Below are 18,028 nucleotides of genomic sequence, written 5' to 3'. Positions count from 1 at the left end.
GGATGAGATCCGGTGCAGTTCAACGTGCGGCCCTACGTATGCGGCGCTCTCGGCCGGATCGACACCGCCATGCTGGGCAAGCTGACCGCCGCGGGCCCCAAGGTCCGGCCGGCGCTCCAGACGGCCGAGGCCGCGCTGTTCAGCTCCACTCCGCTGCCGCCCTACCACCGGGCCGAGAGCTCGTTCGCGTTCTCCTGGGGTGAGCGCAAGCCCGCGGCTCCCGACGACTGGATGACGGTCGCGGAGACGTACGAGACCCCGGGCCTGATCGGCGACGGCCGCCGGGTGACGCTGCACACGGGGGCGCTCGGCCTGGTCGACGTCTATTACGTACGCCACGGCGAGGCGGTCTACTTCTCGTCCCTGATCCAGCCACTGCTCAGCCTGGTGCCGATCGCGATCGACTGGGCGGCGTGGGCATCGATCATCCAGGTGACGTTCCCGATGGGCGAGGCGACCCCGTACACCGAGGTCAAGCGCCTGCCCGGGTCGAGCGCGCTGGTGTTCGAGCATGACCGGCCGATGGTGGAGCGCAGGTTGCCGCGCTGGTTGCGCACCGAGCCGTACGAAGCGTGGATCAGCCCGCAGGAGATCGTCGAGCTGCTGCACGAGGTCTACGCCGGCTACGAGGGGCGCCCGCTGCTCGTGCCGGTCAGCGGCGGCTACGACTCGCGCCTGCTGGCGAGCGTGGCCAAGGCCCGCGGCGCCGACGTCGAGTCGTGGACGACCAGCCCCGACGACGGCACCGACACCGACATCGCGTTCGCCCGGTCGATCACCAGGGAGCTGGGCATCCCGCACCGGGTGATCAATCAGGACGCCGCCGACTACCCGGCCGACACGGTCGACGTGGCCCGCAGGCTCGAATATCTGACGCCCCACCACGCCTGGTACGCCCCCTTCGCCAAGGAGGTGCACCGCTCGGGCCGCATCCTGATCGACGGTCTGGCGGGCGGGCCGCTGCTGAAGAACTTCATGGTCAGCGGGGCCGCCCTGGAGGCGAGGACCCAGGCCGAGCGCTCGGCCGCCGTGCTGAGGTCGTTGTCGCTGGGCGCTCCGTCGCAGCCGTTCCTGTCCAAGTCGGCGGCGGAGTGGATGGAGGAGACCGTACGCGAGCAGTTCGTGGCGGCCACGTCGATGCTCCACGGGCACCGGGCCGAGCTGCCGCTGTCGGTGCTGCACACCAGGACCGTGCGGGGCATCGCGCGCTCGGCGGTCAACCTGGTGGGCCCGGAGGCGTCGTTCGCGGCGCCGTTCATCCATCCCCGCTTCTTCGACGCGGCGCTGTCGGTCGGCGTGGCCCGCAAGGACAAGGGGCGCTTCTACCGCGAGGTGCTCCACGCCGCCAACCCGCGGGTGGCCGCGCTGCCCTCGACCAACGTCGTCAAGCAGCCGCTGCGGCGGGTGCCGCTGCGGTCGACGGCCGCTCCTGCCCGAAATTATTCGCACCGGATGCTGGAGACTCTGGTGAACCGGGTCCCCGGTCTGCTGTCGGATGAGCTGCACGAGGTGATCTCGGGCGGCCCTGACGCGCTGACCAGGTTCAACGGGTGGAACGATCGCTTCTGGGTGCGCGGTTTGGTGTTGTTCGGGCTCTGGCTGAGCGACTTCGAAAACGACCTCTCGGACGTCGCGCCACCTTTTTAGTGAACTCTGGGTAACAGGGTGATTACATACGGATCTCTCGGGTATGAACCCGGCACAGCAGAAGCGGGTTCCGGAAAGCCAACGGGCTGGTAGTGTTCGGCCCGTAAGCGCCGCACAAACGGGCACCAGATCACAAATCCGGTCTCGTTCATGGGCATGGGGTTCGCAGGGATGACGACTCCAGGCGGCGCGGTCACCAGATAAGAACGCCGGGGTAACCGGTGACTTCGTCCTGCCCACATCTCTTCCTGTGAGCGACATATGATCAACGCATCCCCAACACCGGAGCCGATCTCCGAGGCGTTCGTCTCGGAGGATCCAGCCTGGTACAAGCGGGCGGTGTTCTACGAGGTCCTCGTCCGGGGGTTCAAGGACTCCAACGACGACGGCACCGGCGACCTGCGCGGCCTCATCGAGAAGCTCGACTATCTCGAGTGGCTGGGCGTGGACTGTCTGTGGCTGCTGCCACTGTACGAGTCCCCGCTGCGCGACGGCGGTTACGACATTTCGGACTATATGAAGATCCTCCCCGACTTTGGGGATCTGGGCGATTTCGTCCAGTTGATCGAGCGGGCGCACGAACGCGGCCTGCGGATCATCACCGATCTCGTGATGAACCACACCAGCGATCGGCACCCCTGGTTCCAGGCCTCCCGGCACGACCCCGAGGGGCCGTACGGCGACTTCTACGTGTGGTCCGACCACCCCGGCGCCTATCCTGACGCGCCGATCATCTTCATCGGGGCCGAGGAGTCCAACTGGACCTACGACCCGGTGCGCAAGCAGTACTACTGGCACCGCTTCTTCCACCACCAGCCGGACCTGAACTACGACAACCCGGCGGTGCAGGAGGCGATGCTGGAGGTCCTGCGCTTCTGGCTCGACCTCGGCATCGACGGGTTCCGGCTGGACGCGGTGCCCTACCTGTTCGAGCGCGAGGGCACGGCGTGCGCCGGGCTGCCGGAGACGCACGCCTACCTGAAGAAGATCCGCGCGGAGGTCGACCGGCTCTACCCCGACCGGGTGCTGCTGGCCGAGGCCAACGGCTGGCCCGAGGACGTCGTCGAATACTTCGGCGACCCGACCACCGGCGGCGACGAGTGCCACATGGCCTTCCACTTCCCGCTGATGCCGCGCATCTACATGGCGGTGAAGAAGGAGACCCGCGAGCCGATCTCCGAGATCATGTCGCTCACTCCGAAACTTCCCGAGACCGCCCAGTGGGGCATCTTCCTGCGCAACCACGACGAGCTCACGCTCGAGACGGTGACCGAGGAAGAACGCGACTACATGCACAAGGAATATGCCAAGGACCCGCGCATGCGGGCCTACCTCGGCATCCGGCGCCGGCTCGCCCCGCTGCTCGACAACGACAGGGACCGCATCGAGCTGTTCACGGCACTGCTGCTGAGCCTGCCGGGCTCGCCGGTCATCTACTACGGCGACGAGATCGGCATGGGCGACAACATCTGGCTGGAGGATCGCGACTCGGTCCGTACGCCGATGCAGTGGAGCCCCGACCGCAACGCCGGGTTCTCCAACGCCGACCCCGGACGCCTCTACCTGCCCGCCGTCATGGACCCGATCTACGGCTTCCAGGCGGTCAACGTGGAGGCCCAGCAGCGCCATGAGGGTTCACTGCTGCACTTCACCCGCAAGATGCTGGAGATCAGGCGCAGGCGCCCGGTGTTCGGGGTGGGGGCGTACACCGAGATGTGGTCCTCGAACCCGTCCGTGCTCACCTACGTGCGCGAGGACCGCGACGACGCGATGTTGTGCGTCAACAACCTGTCGAAGTTCCCGCAGCCGGTCGAGCTCGACCTGCGCCGCTTCGAGGGCATGGTCCCCGTCGAGGCGCGCGGCGGGGTGCGGTTCCCGCCGATCGGCGAGCTGCCCTACCTGCTCACGCTGCCGGGCCACGGGTTCTACTGGTTCGCGCTGAAGCGGGAGGAGCCCGCGCGGGCGCGCCCGGTGAGCGAGCCGGTCAGCGCGCGGTGACCGGCACCTGGGCACGGGCCGCGCGGCGGGCGGGGATCAGCGCCACCGCCAGGGCCGTGCCCACGGCGATCAGTATGGCCACGGCCAGCGTCAGCGGCGAGGGGGGCCGGCCGATGCCGGCGCCCACGCCGCTGGTGTGACCCTGCAGGTCGATCAGCCAGGTCACGACGGAGGCTCCGGCGGCGGCACCCGCGCCGACGCCGAGCACCACCAGCAGCCCGGTGCCCGTCACGAGCGTGGCCATGACCTGCCGGGGCGTCAGGCCCATGGCCTTCAGCACGGCCAGGTCCAGGGCGTGGTCACGCAGGCCCAGTGCGCTCGCGGTGAGCAGGTTGGCCAGGCCGATCAGGGCCAGCACGGCGATCAGTGCGACGATCACGACCCTGATGACCGACAGGCGGTCCGCCGGGTTGACCGCGGCCTGCACGTCCAGGCCCTCCGCCGACTCCGCCAGCAGCCGCCCCCGCACCTCCGCGCGGTCGGCGCCCGGTTTGAGGGCGAGCGCGTAATATTCGGGCGGTACGGAGTCCTTGGCGGCCAGGCTGTCCAGCCCCACCGACAGCACCACGCCGTCCTGGTCCGGCTCGACGGTCCTGCCGACGATCCGCAGGATCAGCGGCGAGCCGCCCACCGTCAGCCGCACCCGATCGCCGATCTTGATGCCGAGCAGGTCGAGCAGGCCCTGCCCGGCGACGGCCTCGCCCTGGCGGGCATAGCTGCGCCCCTCCACCACGGGGAACGGGTAAGGCTCCGTCGAGCTGCCGACGGCCCGCACCCGCACCGAACGCGCCTCCCCCGGCGCCAGGGCGTTGACGTCGGTGCCCGGATAGACCGCGGCCACGTCCCTGTCGCGCCCGGCGATGCGCCTGGCCTCCGACGCCTCCAGCTTGCCCGGCCTGACGTAGAGGCCGGCGTGCTGGCCGACCTGCTCGGGATGGCTGAGAAAGTTGTCGAGCGTGGCCCACACGCCGAGGCCGATGGTGATCATCATCATCGGCACGGCCAGCCCGAACGCCGTCAGGAACGCCGGCACCCGCCTCGTGAACGCGTCTCTGGTGCCGAGGACGAGGGCCGGCGGGAGGCGTACGAGCAGAGCCAGCCTGGCCAGCCTCGACAGGTGGCCGCGCGGCGGTGAGGCGGGCGCCGCGGGGATCGGCGGCGTGCGGCCGCCACGCCACGCGGGCAGTCCCACCGCGGCCAGCACCACCAGCGCGGTGCCCGCGACGATGGCCAGCACTGGCACCGGCGCCACGGAGGTCGGGCCGAGCACCACGGCCATCACCCCCCAGCCCCCCAGCGCGCCGAGCGCGACCCCGAGCAGGCCGAGCGCGCCGTGCTCGACCACCAGCAGCAGCGTGACCTGGCCCCTGGTGAAGCCCATCGACTTGAGCGTGGCCAGGTCGCGCAGCTGGCCGAGCACCCGGCCGCCCGCCGCGTTGGCCAGCGCGAGCGCCGCCGCCACCAGCCCGACCACCCCGAACAGCGCGAGCAGCGTGCCGAGCAGCCGGTTGTCCAGCTCCATGGCGCTCCTGACCTCGCGCCAGGTGTAGACGCGCTGGAGCCGGTCCTCCAGCATGACGACCACGCGCTGGGAGACGACCTGGGCGGCGTCGGGGTCGGCCAGGCGCAGCCCGGTCACCCACTCGCTGCGGCCCAGCATGGGTTCGATGTGGTCGAGCGTGGCAGGCAGCACGTAGGCCAGGCCAGGCGTCCACTCGGGGTAGAAGCCGTGTTCGGCGGTGTCGGCGATGCCGCGTACGTACAGGGTGTGGCGCTCGCCGCTCAGCGCGATGATCGTGAAGGGCGCCCCGACCCCGAGCCGCAGCGAGGACGCGAACGACCGCTCCACCACCACGCCGTCCGGCTGGGCGGGGTCGAGCCAGCCGCCCTCGGCCACCAGCGGGTGCGCCACCCGCGCCGGCGTCTCCGGCATCGCGCGCAGCGCCGCGGGCTCCCGCTTGCCGTCCTGGGCCACGGTCACGGGCGCCGAGCGGTAGGGGCCCGCGATCTGTGTCACGCCGTCGATGCCGCCCAGGGCGACCTCGGGGCTGTCGCCGGTGTAGAACCACACGTGGGCGCCGTCGGTCTGGGCCGACAGGCTCCGCCACGGGTTGGTGCCGTCCTCCAGCAGGGTGACCGCGGTGATCAGCGCGGCCACGATGCCGGCCACGGCCAGCACCGTCAGCGCCGCCTGGCCCTTCCTGGCCCGCAGGTCGGCCCTGACCCACCGGCTGCCGGCCGGCACGGTGCTCATCGCCCGCCCGCCGTTCGTCTCATCGTCGGCTCACCGGAGGTCGATCACTTCACCGGCCGTGCGCGTACGTCTGCGGGTGAGGCGGCCGTCGTCGACGATCTCCCCGTCGAACAGGGAGACCACCCGGTCGGCCAAGGCGGCCACGCGGGCGTCGTGGGTGACCATGACGATGGTCTGGCCCTTCTTGTGCACCTCGCCGAGCAGGCGGAGCACGTCGCGTGTGTTGCGGCTGTCGAGGTTGCCCGTGGGCTCGTCGGCCAGCAGCAGGCTGGGCTCGTTGGCCAGCGCCCTGGCCAGCGCCACCCGCTGCTGCTCGCCGCCGGAGAGCTGGGCGGGGGCGGCGTCGGCCCTGTCGGTCAGGTCGAGCGCGCCGAGCAGGCTCTCCCTGCGCTCGCGGGCCACCTTGGGCGAGGCCCCGGCCAGCAGGGCGGGCAGCTCGACGTTGTCGCCGACGGTCATGTTGGCGACGAGGTTGAAGAATTGGAAGACGAATCCGACCTTCTTGCGCCGCAGCAGCGCCCACGCGCTCTCGGAGAGGGTGTCGACCCGTTTGCCGTCGAGCCAGATCTCGCCGCTCGTCCTCGCGTCGAGCCCGCCGAGCATGTGGACGAGCGTGGACTTGCCCGAGCCGGACGGACCCATGATCGCGATGAACTCACCCGGCTCGACCTGGAGATCCACCCCGCGCACCGCGGGCACGGGGATGGCACCATCCTGGTAGATTTTGACCAGATTGACCGTTTTCAGCACGGTGCTCATGCCAGATCCTCCTGGCAACGTTCCAGCCAGTCAAGATCCGCCTGGAGGTGCAGCATGGCGCCCTCGATGAGGAGGATCGCCACCCGGTCGGACGGGGAGGTGCGGTCGAGGAGGTCGTTGAGGTCGCTCATGAGCGACAGGTAATGACGGCGCTGCCTGTTGATCAGCGCCATGCGGTCGGCGATGCCGGTCAGCGGGGCGAGGACGAGCTTCATGAAGAACTCGTCGCGCACCCGGGGACCCTCGGTGGGCTCGTCGACCCAGGTGGTGAGGTGCTCGCGGCCCTTGGCGGTCAGGTAGTAGACCTTCTTGTTGGGCCGGTTGGACTGCTCGACTCCCACTGCCCTGACCAGACCGTCCTTCTCCAGCCTGCCGAGCGTCACGTAGATCTGGCCGATGTTGGGGGACGGATAGGCGCTGCCGAAGGTCTGCTCCAGCGCCTGCTTGAGCTCGTAGCCGTGAGCCGGCTCTTTGGCCAGGAGTGCCAGCAGGTGAAGCCGCACCGCCCCACCTCCCCGCTGTGTTACGCATGCGTTACGAAGCTATCCGTTGACCTAGAGATTACCGCTGTGCATAACATGAATGCATCTACCTAACACGAATGTAAACCCTCTGAACACACGGAGGAAACAGAGTGCATCGTCCGCTCGCGCTCCTGCTGGCCGTGGTCCTCACGGCCGGATGCGCGGCGGCGGGCGACCAGGGCGGCGGCACGACGGGAACGGGCGGCACCGGCCCCATCACGTTCGCCACCGGACGCGACACCACGGCTTACCTGCAACCGCTGCTGGACCGCTGGAACCAGGCCCACCCGGCCGAGAAGGTGACGCTGCTGGAACTGCCCGAGGCCGCCGACGAGCAACGTGCCCAGATGGCAGCCAACCTCCAGGCCCGGAGCAACCGTTACGACGTGCTGGGGCTCGACGTGGTGTGGACCGCCGAATTCGCGGAGAACGGCTGGATCATCCCCCTGGAGCGCGGGTTGTTCCCGCTCGACAGGTTCCTGCCGCCGGTCGTGGAGACGGCTGTCTACAAGGGCAAACTCTGGGCCGTCCCCTACACGAGCAACGCCGGTCTGCTGTACTACCGGACCGACCTGGTCGGCAAGCCGCCGAAGACGTGGGCCGAGCTGCGCGACCAGGCGCGAGAGATCACCAAAAAACACGACATAAACGGCTACGCCGGGCAGTTCCTGGCGTACGAAGGGCTCACGGTCAACTTCTCCGAGGCCGTCCAGTCGGCGGGCGGCCAGATCGTCAGCCGCGACGGCAAAGAGGTGACCCTCGACCCCGCCCAGGGCGCGACCGCGCTCGGCTTCCTGCTCCAGGGGTTGCGCGAGGGCTGGATCCCCAAGGAGGCGCTGAGCTACAAGGAGGAGGAGTCACGCCTGGCCTTCCAGGAGGGCAGGCTGGCCTTCGCCCGCAACTGGCCCCACGCCTACGGCCCGGCCAAGGCCCGGCTGGGCGACAAGGTCGCGGTCACCAGGTTGCCGGGGCTCGAGGGGCCGGGGTCGAGCACGCTGGGCGGCGCCAACCTGGCCGTCAGCGCCTTCTCCAAGCACCAGCACACCGCGCAGGAGTTCATCCGCTATTTCACGAGTCTGGAGAACGAACGCCGGGTGCTCACCGAGGGCTCGTTCCCGCCCGTGTGGACCGAGCTCTACGACGACCCCGCCCTGATCAAGCGCTTCCCCTACCTGCCGGTGCTCAAGGAGAGCATCCTCGCCGCCAAGGCCCGGCCGGTCAGCGCCAACTACAACCAGCTGAGCCTGGTGATCGCCAGTTCGGTCGCCAAGGCGCTCGGCACCCCCGACACCGAGTCCGCCGACGACGTCGCGGCCTCCATGAAGTCCGAACTCGAAGAGATCATCAGAACCCAGTGAGGCAGCCATGCGAAGAAGCAGAGCAGCAGCGATCCTGGCCGGGCTGGCGGTAGCGGTCGCCGCCTGCGGCAACGCGCCGACGACGACGGAGCCCACCGCCTCGGGGTCGGCGCCCGCCGGCGGCGACAAGACGCTCGAAGGCGTGACCCTCGAGGTCGCCGCCAAGTGGACGGGGGCCGAGCAGAAGAACTTCGAGCAGGTGCTCAAGGCCTTCACCGACAAGACGGGCGCCAAGGTCACCTACGCCTCCACCGGGGAGGACACCGGCGCCTACCTCGGCCCGCGCATCCAGGGCGGCAACCCGCCCGATGTGGCGATCCTGCCGCAGCCCGGCCTCGTCCAGCAGTACGCCGACCAGGACGCGCTCAAGCCGCTGAACGACGACGTCATCAAGGAGATCGACACCAACTACACGCCCTACTGGAAGGAACTCGGCTCCGCCGACGACAAGGTCTACGGCGTACTGATCAAGGCGGCGCACAAGTCGCTGGTCTGGTACCGCTCGCAGGCGTTCGAGGACGCGGGTGTGCAGGCGCCGACCAACTGGGACGAGCTGGTCAAGGCGTCGCAGACCATCGCCGACTCCGGCACGCCGCCGTTCTCCTTCTGCGGTGCCTCCGGCTGGACGCTGACCGACCTGTTCGAGAACGTCTACCTCTCCACCGCGGGCCCTGAGAACTACGACAAGCTCTCCAAGCACGAGATCCCCTGGACCGACCCCACCGTGGCCACCGCGCTGGAGAAGATCCAGCAGATCGTGAGCAAGGAGGAGTTCCTGGTCGACGGCGTCTCCGGCACCATGCAGACCGACTTCCCCTCCTGCGTGAGCAAGGTCTACGGCACCAAGAAGGCCGCCATGGTCATCGAGGCCGACTTCGTGGCCGTCGAGGCCGACCAGGCGGGCGCCAAGGTCGGCGAGGACGCGAAATACTTCCCGTTCCCCAAGGTCGGTGACACCGCCCCGGTGGTGCTCGGCGGCGACGTCGCGGTGGCCATGAAGGACTCCCCCGGCGCCATGGCGCTGCTGCAGTTCCTGGCGTCCAAGGAGGGCGGCGAGGTCTGGGCCAAGCTGCCCGGCTACCTGTCGCCCAACAAGAACGTCTCCCCCGACAACTACCCCGACGAGCTGACCAAGCAGCTCGGTCAGACGATCGTCTCGGCCGGTGACGCCGTCCGCTACGACATGTCCGACCTGGCGCCGAGCGCTTTCGGCGGCACCGACGGCAAGGGCGAGTGGAAGGTGCTGCAGGACTTCCTGCGCAAGCCCAGCGACGTCAAGGGCGCCCAGGAGGCGCTCGAAGCCGAGGCCAAGAAGGCCTGGAAGTAAAGAGGTAAGGCCGTGACCGAACGGTTGGACGGCCCGCAGGACCCGCCCGCGGACCCCGCGGGCGGGCCCTCCACCGGACCGGCTGAAACCCCCCAACGCAAGCGACGCCTCGGCCCATCCCCGGCGGTCGCCATCGCCTTCCTCCTCCCGGCGGCGCTGCTGCTGGGCATCTGGGTGATCTATCCGATCGTCTACTCCCTCTTCCGTAGCCTGTTCGACGCGACGGGCACCGGGTTCGTGGGACTGGGCAACTACACCACGATCTTCACCGACGCCGGCACCCTCACCACCATCCGCAACAACCTGATCTGGGTGGTGGTCGCGCCCATCGTGGTGACCACGATCGGCCTGATCTTCGCGGTGCTGACCGAGCGGATCAGGTGGGCGACGGCGTTCAAGCTCATCGTGTTCATGCCGATGGCCGTCTCCCTGATGGCGGCCGGCGTGATCTTCCGGCTGGTCTACGAGGAGAGCCCCGACAAGGGCCTGGCCAACGCCGTGCTCACCACGGTGCACGACACGTTCTCCTCCTCTCAGGGCTATCCGGAGGCCCGCCCGCGCGGGGGCGAGGAGTCCCCCGTCGCCGAGCAGGACGGCGCGGTCGTCACCAAGCAGCCCGCCCAGAGGGGTCAGCCCGTGCTGATGCCGATCGTCGGCGTCAAGCCGGAGCTGGTACCGGCCGACGCCCAGCCCGCGCAGGCGCCCACGGGCGGCGACGGGCTCTCGGGCACCGTGTGGTTCGACTTCACCCCCGGTGGCGGGGGCACGAACAACGCGGTCGACGGCGCCGAGAAGGGCCTGCCCGGCATGACCGTCGAGGCGGTGCGCGACGGCCAGGTCGCCGCGACCGCGACGACGGCCGAGGACGGCTCCTTCGCCTTCGAGGGACTGGCCGCCGGCTCCTACGTCGTACGGCTGCCCGCCTCCAACTTCGAGGCCGCCTACGGCGGGTTGAGCTGGCTCGGCCCCACACTCATCACGCCGGCGATCATCGGCGCGTTCGTCTGGGTGTGGGCCGGTTTCGCCATGGTGCTGATCGCCGCCGGGCTCGCGGCGATCCCGCGTGACGCGCTGGAGGCGGCCCGCATCGACGGCGCGAGCGAGTGGCAGGTGTTCCGCAAGATCACGGTGCCGCTGCTCTCCCCGGTGCTGCTCGTCGTCTTCGTGACGATGATCATCAATACGCTGAAGGTGTTCGACCTGGTCTTCATCATCGCGCCGGCCTCGGTCCAGCCACAGGCGAACGTGGTCGCGCTGGAGATGTGGCGCGTGTCGTTCGGCGGCGGCAACAACCAGGGCCTGGGCAGCGCGCTGGCCATCTTCCTGCTCATCCTGGTCCTTCCCTTCATGATCATGAACATCCGCCGGTTCAGGAGGGAGGACACGTGAGCGAGCCCAACGACAGGGAGGGGCAGATGACCACGGCAATGGTCACGGCGCCGACCGAGACGCAGGCGGGAGCGCCGCGCAGGAGCCTCGCAGGCAGGCTCGTCGACCGCCTCGGCGGCGGGGCGGTCCAGGTCGTGATGGTGCTGCTCGGCATCTTCTGGCTGGTGCCGACGCTGGGCCTGCTCGTCGTCTCCATGCGTACGTCGCAGGTCAACAGCGCCGAAGGCTGGTGGACCGTCTTCACCAAGCCGGCCGAGCTGACCATCTCCAACTACGCCAACCTGCTGGGCAGCGGCTTCACGGCGTCCTTCTGGAACACCGTGCTGATCACGGTGCCGACCACCGTCCTGGTGATCGGCATCGCGGCGATGGCGGCGTACGCGTTCGCGTGGATGGACTTCCCCGGCCGCGACACCGCGTTCCTCGTCGTCGTCGGGCTGCTCATCGTGCCGATCCAGATCGCGCTGATCCCCGTCGCGTCCCTCTACGGCGCCGCCGACATGTTCGGCTCGATCGCCGGCGTGGTGCTGTTCCACGTGGCGTTCGGGCTGCCGTTCGCGATCTTCCTGCTCCGCAACTTCTTCGTCGGCATCCCCAGCTCCCTGCTGGAGGCGGCGCGGATGGACGGCGCGTCGGAGTGGAAGATCTTCGCGTCGGTGGTCTTCCCGCTGGGCAAGCCCGCCATCGCCTCGCTGGGCATCTTCCAGTTCCTCTGGGTGTGGAACGACATGCTCATCGCGCTGGTCTTCGCCGACACCGGCAACCAGCCCATGACGAAATACCTGCAGTCGCAGATGCGGCAGTTCGGGTCGAACGTCGACATCCTGTCGTCCGGCGCGTTCCTGTCGCTGATCATCCCGCTGGTGCTGTTCTTCGCGTTCCAGCGGTACTTCGTCCAGGGCATGATGGCCGGCTCGGTCAAGTGACCTCGCGGGCGCCCGCCGTACCGATGTGATCATTCCGGTACGGCGGGCGACCGCGTTTCGCACGCAAGCCGTACCAGACATGGCTAAGCTTCACGGCCATGGCTGGTCGTCCCCTTCATGAAGTCGTCGAGGCCGGATGGGCGCGGGCACTTGAGCCCGTCGCCGCGCAGATCTCCCAGATGGGCGAGTTCCTGCGTAGCGAAATCGCCGAGGGCAGACAGTACCTACCGTCCGGCGCGCACGTGCTGCGGGCCTTCAACCAGCCCTTCGACGACGTCAAGGTGCTGATCGTCGGCCAGGACCCCTACCCCACGCCCGGCCACCCCGTCGGGTTGTCGTTCTCGGTCGCGCCCGACGTTCGGCCGCTGCCGGGCAGCCTGGTCAACATCTACAAGGAGATGGAGAGCGACCTCGGCCTGCCCCGGCCGGCCAACGGCGATCTCACGCCGTGGGCCGAGCAGGGCGTGCTGCTGCTCAACAGGGTGCTGACCGTGATGCCCGGCAAGCCCGCCTCCCACCGGGGCAAGGGCTGGGAGCAGGTCACCGAGCAGGCCATCCGCGCCCTCGTCGCGCGCGACAAGCCGATGGTCGCCATCCTGTGGGGCCGCGACGCGCGTAACCTCGCGCCCATGCTCGGCGACGTGCCGCGCGTCGAGTCCGCCCACCCCTCGCCGCTGTCGGCCCGCAGCGGTTTCTTCGGTTCGCGGCCGTTCAGCCGCGCCAACGAGTCGCTGGTTCAGCAAGGTGCGGCCCCTGTGGAGTGGAAGCTCCCATAACATCGTCGCCATGACTGATGAACCGAAGTTCCTGCGTCTTACGGTCGAGCTGACCGTCGAGGTGCTCGACGTGGACGCATTGCAGGCGGCGGCGCTGGCCGAGATCCGGCACCCCGACGCCGACCTCTCCGAGGAGGAGCGCACCGAGCAGGCCGAGCTCGTCTCCTCCGACGACTCCGGTGCCTCCGCGCTGCAGTGGCTGATCGAGCCCGACCACGTGCTGCAGCTCGTCGACCACATCACCGAGATCGAGCCCCGCGAGGCCGTGCTCGGCGTGGAGCCGTCCGAAGGGCCCAGCGAGGAAGAGGAAGAAGAGCACGACCACGGGTGACGTTTCTCGGCATGGTGAGCGGCGGCCACGGCGTTCGACGGCGTCGTGGCTCTTCGCGCAGCTGCCGATACGATCGAGGGCCCGGCATGACGCGGAGCAGCGGGAGCGGCTCCTGCGCGAATCGGTCGTCCATCGCAGGAGGCACACAGTGATCGTCGCATTCTCCATCACCCCGCTGGGCGTCGGTGAAGGGGTGGCCGAGCCCGTCGCCCGCGCCGTCCAGGTGGTCCGCTCCAGCGGGCTGCCCAACCGCACCGACGCGATGTTCACCACGATCGAGGGCGAGTGGGACGAGGTGATGGACGTCGTCAAGCGCGCGGTGGACGCGGTGGCGGAGGTCGCCCCCCGCGTCAGCCTGGTGCTGAAGGCCGACCTCCGCGAAGGCGTCACGGACGGCATGACCTCCAAGCTGGAGGCCCTGGAACGCCACCTCTCCTGATATCAGCGGGGCGGCCGGACGCACACGGACCCTACGCCATCATGATCGTGTGCGCACCGGAACCGATGGCTCAGAGCTTGCACCGGGCCCCTTCGGACGGGGACTTCAGGGCGATCAGATAGGCGGCCACGGTCCTGTTGACGCAGGCGTTGCCGGCCATGAGGGCGCCGTGCTGCTCGCCCTCGACGGTGAGCAGACTGCCGCCGAGCGTCCTGGCCAGGGCGATGCCGCCCTCGTGCGGCGTCGCGGCGTCGCCCGTGACGGAGATCGTCAGCGTGTCGGGCAGGCCCTTGATGCCGGTGGCGTACGGATAGCCGAGCGTCGGCTTGACGGGCCAGTACTCACAACCATCGCGCGCCACCTTGATCGGCCGGCCGGGGTCGGAGAACGGCGCCGCCTTGTTCCACGCCCGGTTCAACGCGGTCTCCTCCTTCGGCGTGTGGCGATCCTCGTCCAGGCAGTTGATCGCCAGCGTGGCCTCGAGCGAGTCGGGATAGGCGCCGTCGGCGCTCCGCCCGTGATAGCTGTCGCGCAGCTTCAGCAGGGTGTCGCCCTTGCCGGCCTTCAACTCGGCGATGCCGGCGATCGCTGCGGGCCAGAGCGCCTTGCTGTACATCGCGGCTATCACCCCCTCGACCGCCTGTCCGTACGTCAGCCCGCGCCCGCCGGACGTACGCGCAGGCTTGTCGATCAGCGGCCGGACGAGGTCCTGGAAGACCTTGGTGGCGCGGCCGGGTTCGGTGCCGAGCGGGCAGTCCTGGCTGGTGGCGCACGACGCCGCCATGCGCTCGAACGAGCGCTGCATTCCGGTGGCCTGCTCGACGCGCCGCTCGTAGGTGTCCTTCAGCGGATCGAACGCCCCGTCGAGCACCAGCGCGCGTACCTTCTTCGGGAACATCTCCGCGTAGACGGCGCCGAGCCGGGTGCCGTAGCTGGAGCCCGCGAAGGAGAGCTTCTCGTCGCCCAGGGCCTGGCGCAGCACGTCCATGTCCCGGGCGACGTCACGGGTGCCGACGTGCGCGAGCACCTGCCTGCCGCCGGAGCGCTCGGCGCACCGCTCGGCAAGCCGTCGGGTCTCCTGCCTGGTCCAGTCGTCCACGCCGGCGGGAACCGAGGAGAGCTTCGCGTCGCGCTCGCGCTCGGCGTCGGTGAAGCAGTCGAGCGCCGGCTTCGAGGCGCCGACGCCGCGCGGGTCGAACCCGACGATGTGGAAGTGCTCGGTGATCGGGGAGTTCGCCCACGCGGCAGCGGTGAGGGCCGCGTACTCCGTGCCGGGGAAGCCGGGACCGCCGGGGTTCACCACCAGCGACCCGATCGGGTCCTTACCGCGCGCGGGGACGCGCAGCAGTGCCAGCTCCGCCTGCCTGCCTTTCGGGTTCCGGTAGTCGAGCGGCACCTTGAGCCGCGCGCACCCGGCCTTGACGGGCGGCGCGTCCGGCGTCGGCTTCGGCGCGTCGCACGGCTTGAACGCCGGCTTCTGCCCGTGGAAACGGTCCAGGCCGGGACCGATGGGGGTGGACCGCTGACCGGCCTGGCCTATGCCGGACGGGCTGGATTGGCCGGCTGCCTGGCCGGCCGTTCGGCCTTCTGGCTGGCTGGCGCAGGCGCCGATCAGCAGTGCCAGAGCCGCGACGCCCACGACGACGGCCGGTGGCTTGCGATAGGACATGGACGTTCTCCCATGGTTGCAGGCGATGTCCTCAGGAGATGCGGCCTGAGGGCCCGAGCAGGCTCACGTGAAGCGTGAACGTGCTGTTCGACACCGACCCAACAGCGTGCCCTTGGGACACGGTCAAGGAGGCGTCACACGACCGGCGGTCTCGTACGCGATACGTACGGGCGCCGCTTGAGCATGCCCTTGGGGCATGGTGTGAACTGGACGACGAGGGAGGTGGACGATGGCGTGGAGCACCCGGCAACTGGCCGAGCTCGCGGGCTCGACGGTGAAGGCCATCCGGCACTACCACCGGCTCGGGTTGCTGGAGGTGCCTGAGCGCGCGGCCAACGGGTACAAGCAGTACCAGGTCGCGCACCTGATCCGCCTGCTGCAGATCAAGCGGTTGCGTGACCTCGGAGTGCCGCTGTCGCAGGTCGCGGCGATGGGGCCGGCCGGCGAGGAGCCGGACGAGGCGATCCGGGCGCTGGACGCCGAACTGGAGGCGACGATCGAACGGCTCAGTCGCGTACGCGCGGAGCTGACCCTCATCCTGCGCCATCGCGCGCCGATCCATGTGCCGCCCGGGTTCGCGGCTCTGGCTCAAGACCTCTCCGACACGAACAAGTCCCTGTTCATGGTCTATTCGACGGTGTTCAGTGAGGAGGGCCTGGAGGAGTTGCGCCGGATCATCACGGTGCGGGACAACACCGGCGAGGAGTTCGAAGCCCTTCCCCCGGACACCGACGATGCCACGATCGACCGGCTTGCCGAGCGCATCCTGCCGGCGGTCCTCAGGATGCGGGAAGAGCACCCATGGTCGAACGACCCGGTGGCGGATTCACCACGGGGAGCGGAACTGGCTGGGAACGCGATGGCACATGCGGCGGCGGAGTTCTACAACCCCGCGCAGCTACGCGTCCTGCGGCGTCTGCACCACCTCCTCGACCAGGCCACGGATCCGCACGACGACCCACCCGGGCATGGCGCCGTCCACGATTCGGCCCCGGACGTACGGTTGCGCGAGGAGTGACGGCCGGCACGCCTGGAACCTCGCTCATCAGGAAAACCGCGCATCGCCACCTCACGTGTTGTGGACGGTGAGCTCGTAGCCCGCCTCCTCGACGGCGGCGCGCACCTGCGCGAGGTCCAGCTCCCGGTCGCTGGTCACCGAGATCCGGTCCGCCTCGACGTGCACCTCCACGGCGGTGACGCCGGGGACGCGTTCTAGCTCCTCGGTGACGGCGTCCGCGCAGTGCCCGCACGCCATGCCGAGCACGGTGTAGGTGCTGTTGATCACGCCGGCGCCGCCTGTTCGCCGAGCGCCGCAGTCGCCTGGTCGCCCTTCTCTCCTGCGGGGACGGTGCGGGTGAGCATGTGCGCCCTGCGCATCCGCCCGTCGCCGGTGAACTGCCCGAAGAAGTACACCTCCATGGCGAACTCCTTCTTACGCTGCTGCACGTGCAACGTATAGCGCGCGGCGATCCGGTCGCCGTCCGCCACTGCTTCGTGCACCTCCATACGGCTGATGGGCCGGTTCTTGCGCACCGGGCGGGTGTGCGCAATGAGTTTGTCCCGGTCCATCCGGTGACCGTCGGCTATCTCGATGATGTCCTTGGTGTGATAGCGGTCCACGATCGCCGCCGGATCCTCGTCGTCGCGCAGGAGTTCTTCGGAGAAGGAGGTGAAGAACCCGGCGATGAACTCCTTGGGGTCGCTGTCACTGAGTGGACGCACGTGGGCTCCCGTCGATCGTATTAACTTTGACAGCATGTAAGATATGCATACGTGGTCAACTTTGGCAAGGTGTAAGAATTGAGTTCATCCCCGGCCCGCGCTCGCCGCGCCGACGCCCGGCGCAGCAGGGCGGTCATCCTGGACGCGGCGATCCGGCTGCTCAACGCCCGGCCCGACGCCAGCGTCGACGCCATCGCCACCGCCGCGGGCGTGACCCGCCAGACCGTCTACGCCCACTTCCCCTCGCGCCAGCGGTTGCTGGCGGCGGTGCTCGACCGGCTCACCGAGGAGACCGTGGCCGAGATGGACGCCGCCGGCCTCGACACAGGGCCCGCCGCGGACGCGCTGCTACGGCTGATCGACGCCGGCGCCAGGACGGCCGGGCGCTATCCCGTACTGATGCAGGTGCTCAGCACGCTGCCCGTTCCCGCAGAAGAGGACCAGGCCCGCCACACGGCGGTCGCCGACCGGCTCAGGCGCGTCATCGAGCGAGGTCTGCGGACGGGGGAATTCGGCCATCACCTTCCGGTCGGCTGGCTGGTCACCGCCACCATCACGCTGAGCCACGCCGCGAGCGAGGAACGCACCGCCGGGCGCCTGCCCGACGAGGAGGCCGACGAGGCGCTCCGCATCAGCCTGCTCCGCCTGCTCGGCGCTGAATGACCGCCCGGCCGGGGCGTCCCGCAGCCGGGGCAGCCCCGCGACCGGGACGGCCGCCCAGACGCTCCTGGCCTGGCGCGGAGTGCCGGTGACCCTGGTCGAACGGCACCCGGGCACCTCTATCCGGCCCAAGGAGTTCGGCGTCGGGCCACGGGCGATCGAGCCGCTCCGCGTGGTAGGTGTCGCGCAGCTTCAGCAGGGTGTCGCCCTTGCCGGCGATCGCGGCGGGCCGGAGCGCCTTGCTGTACA

General features: G+C 69.4%; 17 protein-coding genes and 1 pseudogene. 12 read left to right on the top strand and 6 right to left on the bottom strand.

Features of this window, described 5'->3' with window-relative positions; all coding sequences use genetic code 11:
• Positions 1 to 12: 12 nt before the first annotated feature.
• Both E1295_RS09570 and treS read left to right on the top strand, forming a co-directional pair.
• On the top strand, positions 13 to 1,647 hold the full coding sequence (locus E1295_RS09570) for an asparagine synthetase B family protein (protein WP_132629712.1): 1,635 nt from the start codon (positions 13 to 15) through the stop codon (positions 1,645 to 1,647).
• A 261-nt stretch (positions 1,648 to 1,908) separates the two neighbouring features.
• Positions 1,909 to 3,645 (top strand): maltose alpha-D-glucosyltransferase, encoded by a 1,737-nt coding sequence (gene treS, locus E1295_RS09565; protein WP_132629709.1) that lies wholly within the window; start codon positions 1,909 to 1,911, stop codon positions 3,643 to 3,645.
• Here treS and E1295_RS09560 read toward each other — a convergent pair.
• From E1295_RS09560 to E1295_RS09550, 3 genes are read right to left on the bottom strand one after another with little or no spacing between them, the layout of a single operon-like run.
• The gene (locus E1295_RS09560; RefSeq protein WP_132629707.1) at positions 3,632 to 5,899 is read right to left on the bottom strand and encodes an ABC transporter permease; all 2,268 of its coding nucleotides are present in this window, start codon (positions 5,897 to 5,899) and stop codon (positions 3,632 to 3,634) included. The genes treS and E1295_RS09560 overlap by 14 nt on opposite strands.
• Positions 5,900 to 5,929: 30 nt before the next feature.
• On the bottom strand, positions 5,930 to 6,658 hold the full coding sequence (locus tag E1295_RS09555) for an ABC transporter ATP-binding protein (protein ID WP_132629704.1): 729 nt from the start codon (positions 6,656 to 6,658) through the stop codon (positions 5,930 to 5,932).
• Positions 6,655 to 7,161, bottom strand: coding sequence for a PadR family transcriptional regulator (locus E1295_RS09550; protein WP_132629702.1), 507 nt, complete (start codon positions 7,159 to 7,161; stop codon positions 6,655 to 6,657). The genes E1295_RS09555 and E1295_RS09550 overlap by 4 nt, the downstream gene beginning before the upstream one ends.
• A 131-nt stretch (positions 7,162 to 7,292) precedes the next feature.
• Here E1295_RS09550 and E1295_RS09545 point away from each other — a divergent pair, with 131 nt between their 5' ends.
• The 7 genes from E1295_RS09545 to E1295_RS09515 all read left to right on the top strand — a co-directional run bounded on the left by E1295_RS09545 (position 7,293) and on the right by E1295_RS09515 (position 13,728).
• Entirely contained in the window at positions 7,293 to 8,540 is a 1,248-nt protein-coding gene (locus E1295_RS09545) for an ABC transporter substrate-binding protein (protein WP_246079944.1), read from the top strand.
• A 7-nt stretch (positions 8,541 to 8,547) separates the two neighbouring features.
• Positions 8,548 to 9,867, top strand: a complete 1,320-nt coding sequence (locus E1295_RS09540) for an ABC transporter substrate-binding protein (protein ID WP_132629700.1) — start codon at positions 8,548 to 8,550, stop codon at positions 9,865 to 9,867.
• A gap of 12 nt (positions 9,868 to 9,879) precedes the next feature.
• Positions 9,880 to 11,256, top strand: a complete 1,377-nt coding sequence (locus E1295_RS09535) for an ABC transporter permease subunit (RefSeq protein WP_132629698.1) — start codon at positions 9,880 to 9,882, stop codon at positions 11,254 to 11,256.
• A 26-nt stretch (positions 11,257 to 11,282) separates the two neighbouring features.
• Positions 11,283 to 12,182 carry a carbohydrate ABC transporter permease gene (locus E1295_RS09530; protein WP_132629788.1) on the top strand — a complete coding sequence of 300 codons (900 nt, stop codon included), beginning with the start codon at positions 11,283 to 11,285 and terminating at the stop codon, positions 12,180 to 12,182.
• A gap of 98 nt (positions 12,183 to 12,280) precedes the next feature.
• Positions 12,281 to 12,958, top strand: coding sequence for a uracil-DNA glycosylase (locus E1295_RS09525; protein ID WP_132629696.1), 678 nt, complete (start codon positions 12,281 to 12,283; stop codon positions 12,956 to 12,958).
• A gap of 10 nt (positions 12,959 to 12,968) precedes the next feature.
• Complete coding sequence (locus E1295_RS09520; RefSeq protein WP_132629694.1) at positions 12,969 to 13,289, top strand: hypothetical protein; 321 nt, start codon at positions 12,969 to 12,971, stop codon at positions 13,287 to 13,289.
• Positions 13,290 to 13,437: 148 nt separating this feature from the next.
• Positions 13,438 to 13,728: an MTH1187 family thiamine-binding protein gene (locus E1295_RS09515; RefSeq protein ID WP_132334102.1), complete on the top strand. Its 291-nt coding sequence runs from the start codon at positions 13,438 to 13,440 to the stop codon at positions 13,726 to 13,728.
• Positions 13,729 to 13,798: 70 nt separating this feature from the next.
• Here E1295_RS09515 and E1295_RS09510 read toward each other — a convergent pair whose 3' ends face one another.
• Positions 13,799 to 15,397 carry an alpha/beta hydrolase gene (locus E1295_RS09510; protein ID WP_132629692.1) on the bottom strand — a complete coding sequence of 533 codons (1,599 nt, stop codon included), beginning with the start codon at positions 15,395 to 15,397 and terminating at the stop codon, positions 13,799 to 13,801.
• A gap of 229 nt (positions 15,398 to 15,626) precedes the next feature.
• Between E1295_RS09510 and E1295_RS09505 the strand changes: the two genes are divergently transcribed.
• Positions 15,627 to 16,415 carry a helix-turn-helix domain-containing protein gene (locus tag E1295_RS09505; protein ID WP_132629690.1) on the top strand — a complete coding sequence of 263 codons (789 nt, stop codon included), beginning with the start codon at positions 15,627 to 15,629 and terminating at the stop codon, positions 16,413 to 16,415.
• 51 nt (positions 16,416 to 16,466) lie between these two features.
• Here the strand turns inward: E1295_RS09505 and E1295_RS09500 are convergent, their stop codons facing one another.
• A complete protein-coding gene (locus tag E1295_RS09500; protein ID WP_132629688.1) occupies positions 16,467 to 16,682 on the bottom strand; it encodes a heavy-metal-associated domain-containing protein in 216 nt (71 codons plus the stop codon).
• Positions 16,679 to 17,119, bottom strand: coding sequence for a nuclear transport factor 2 family protein (locus E1295_RS09495; protein WP_132629686.1), 441 nt, complete (start codon positions 17,117 to 17,119; stop codon positions 16,679 to 16,681). The genes E1295_RS09500 and E1295_RS09495 overlap by 4 nt, the downstream gene beginning before the upstream one ends.
• A gap of 78 nt (positions 17,120 to 17,197) precedes the next feature.
• On the opposite strand from E1295_RS09495, the gene E1295_RS09490 reads away from it, so the two are divergent.
• Both E1295_RS09490 and E1295_RS51780 read left to right on the top strand, forming a co-directional pair.
• Complete coding sequence (locus E1295_RS09490) at positions 17,198 to 17,782, top strand: TetR/AcrR family transcriptional regulator (protein ID WP_132629684.1); 585 nt, start codon at positions 17,198 to 17,200, stop codon at positions 17,780 to 17,782.
• Positions 17,775 to 17,957 (top strand): annotated as a pseudogene (locus tag E1295_RS51780) (hypothetical protein); the annotation flags it as partial. The gene E1295_RS09490 and the pseudogene E1295_RS51780, both read left to right, overlap by 8 nt.
• Positions 17,958 to 18,028: the final 71 nt, after the last annotated feature.

The organism is Nonomuraea mesophila, assembly GCF_004352805.1.
Classification (GTDB): Bacteria; Actinomycetota; Actinomycetes; order Streptosporangiales; family Streptosporangiaceae; genus Nonomuraea; species Nonomuraea longispora.
This window is presented reverse-complemented; position numbering and strand designations above follow the sequence as displayed.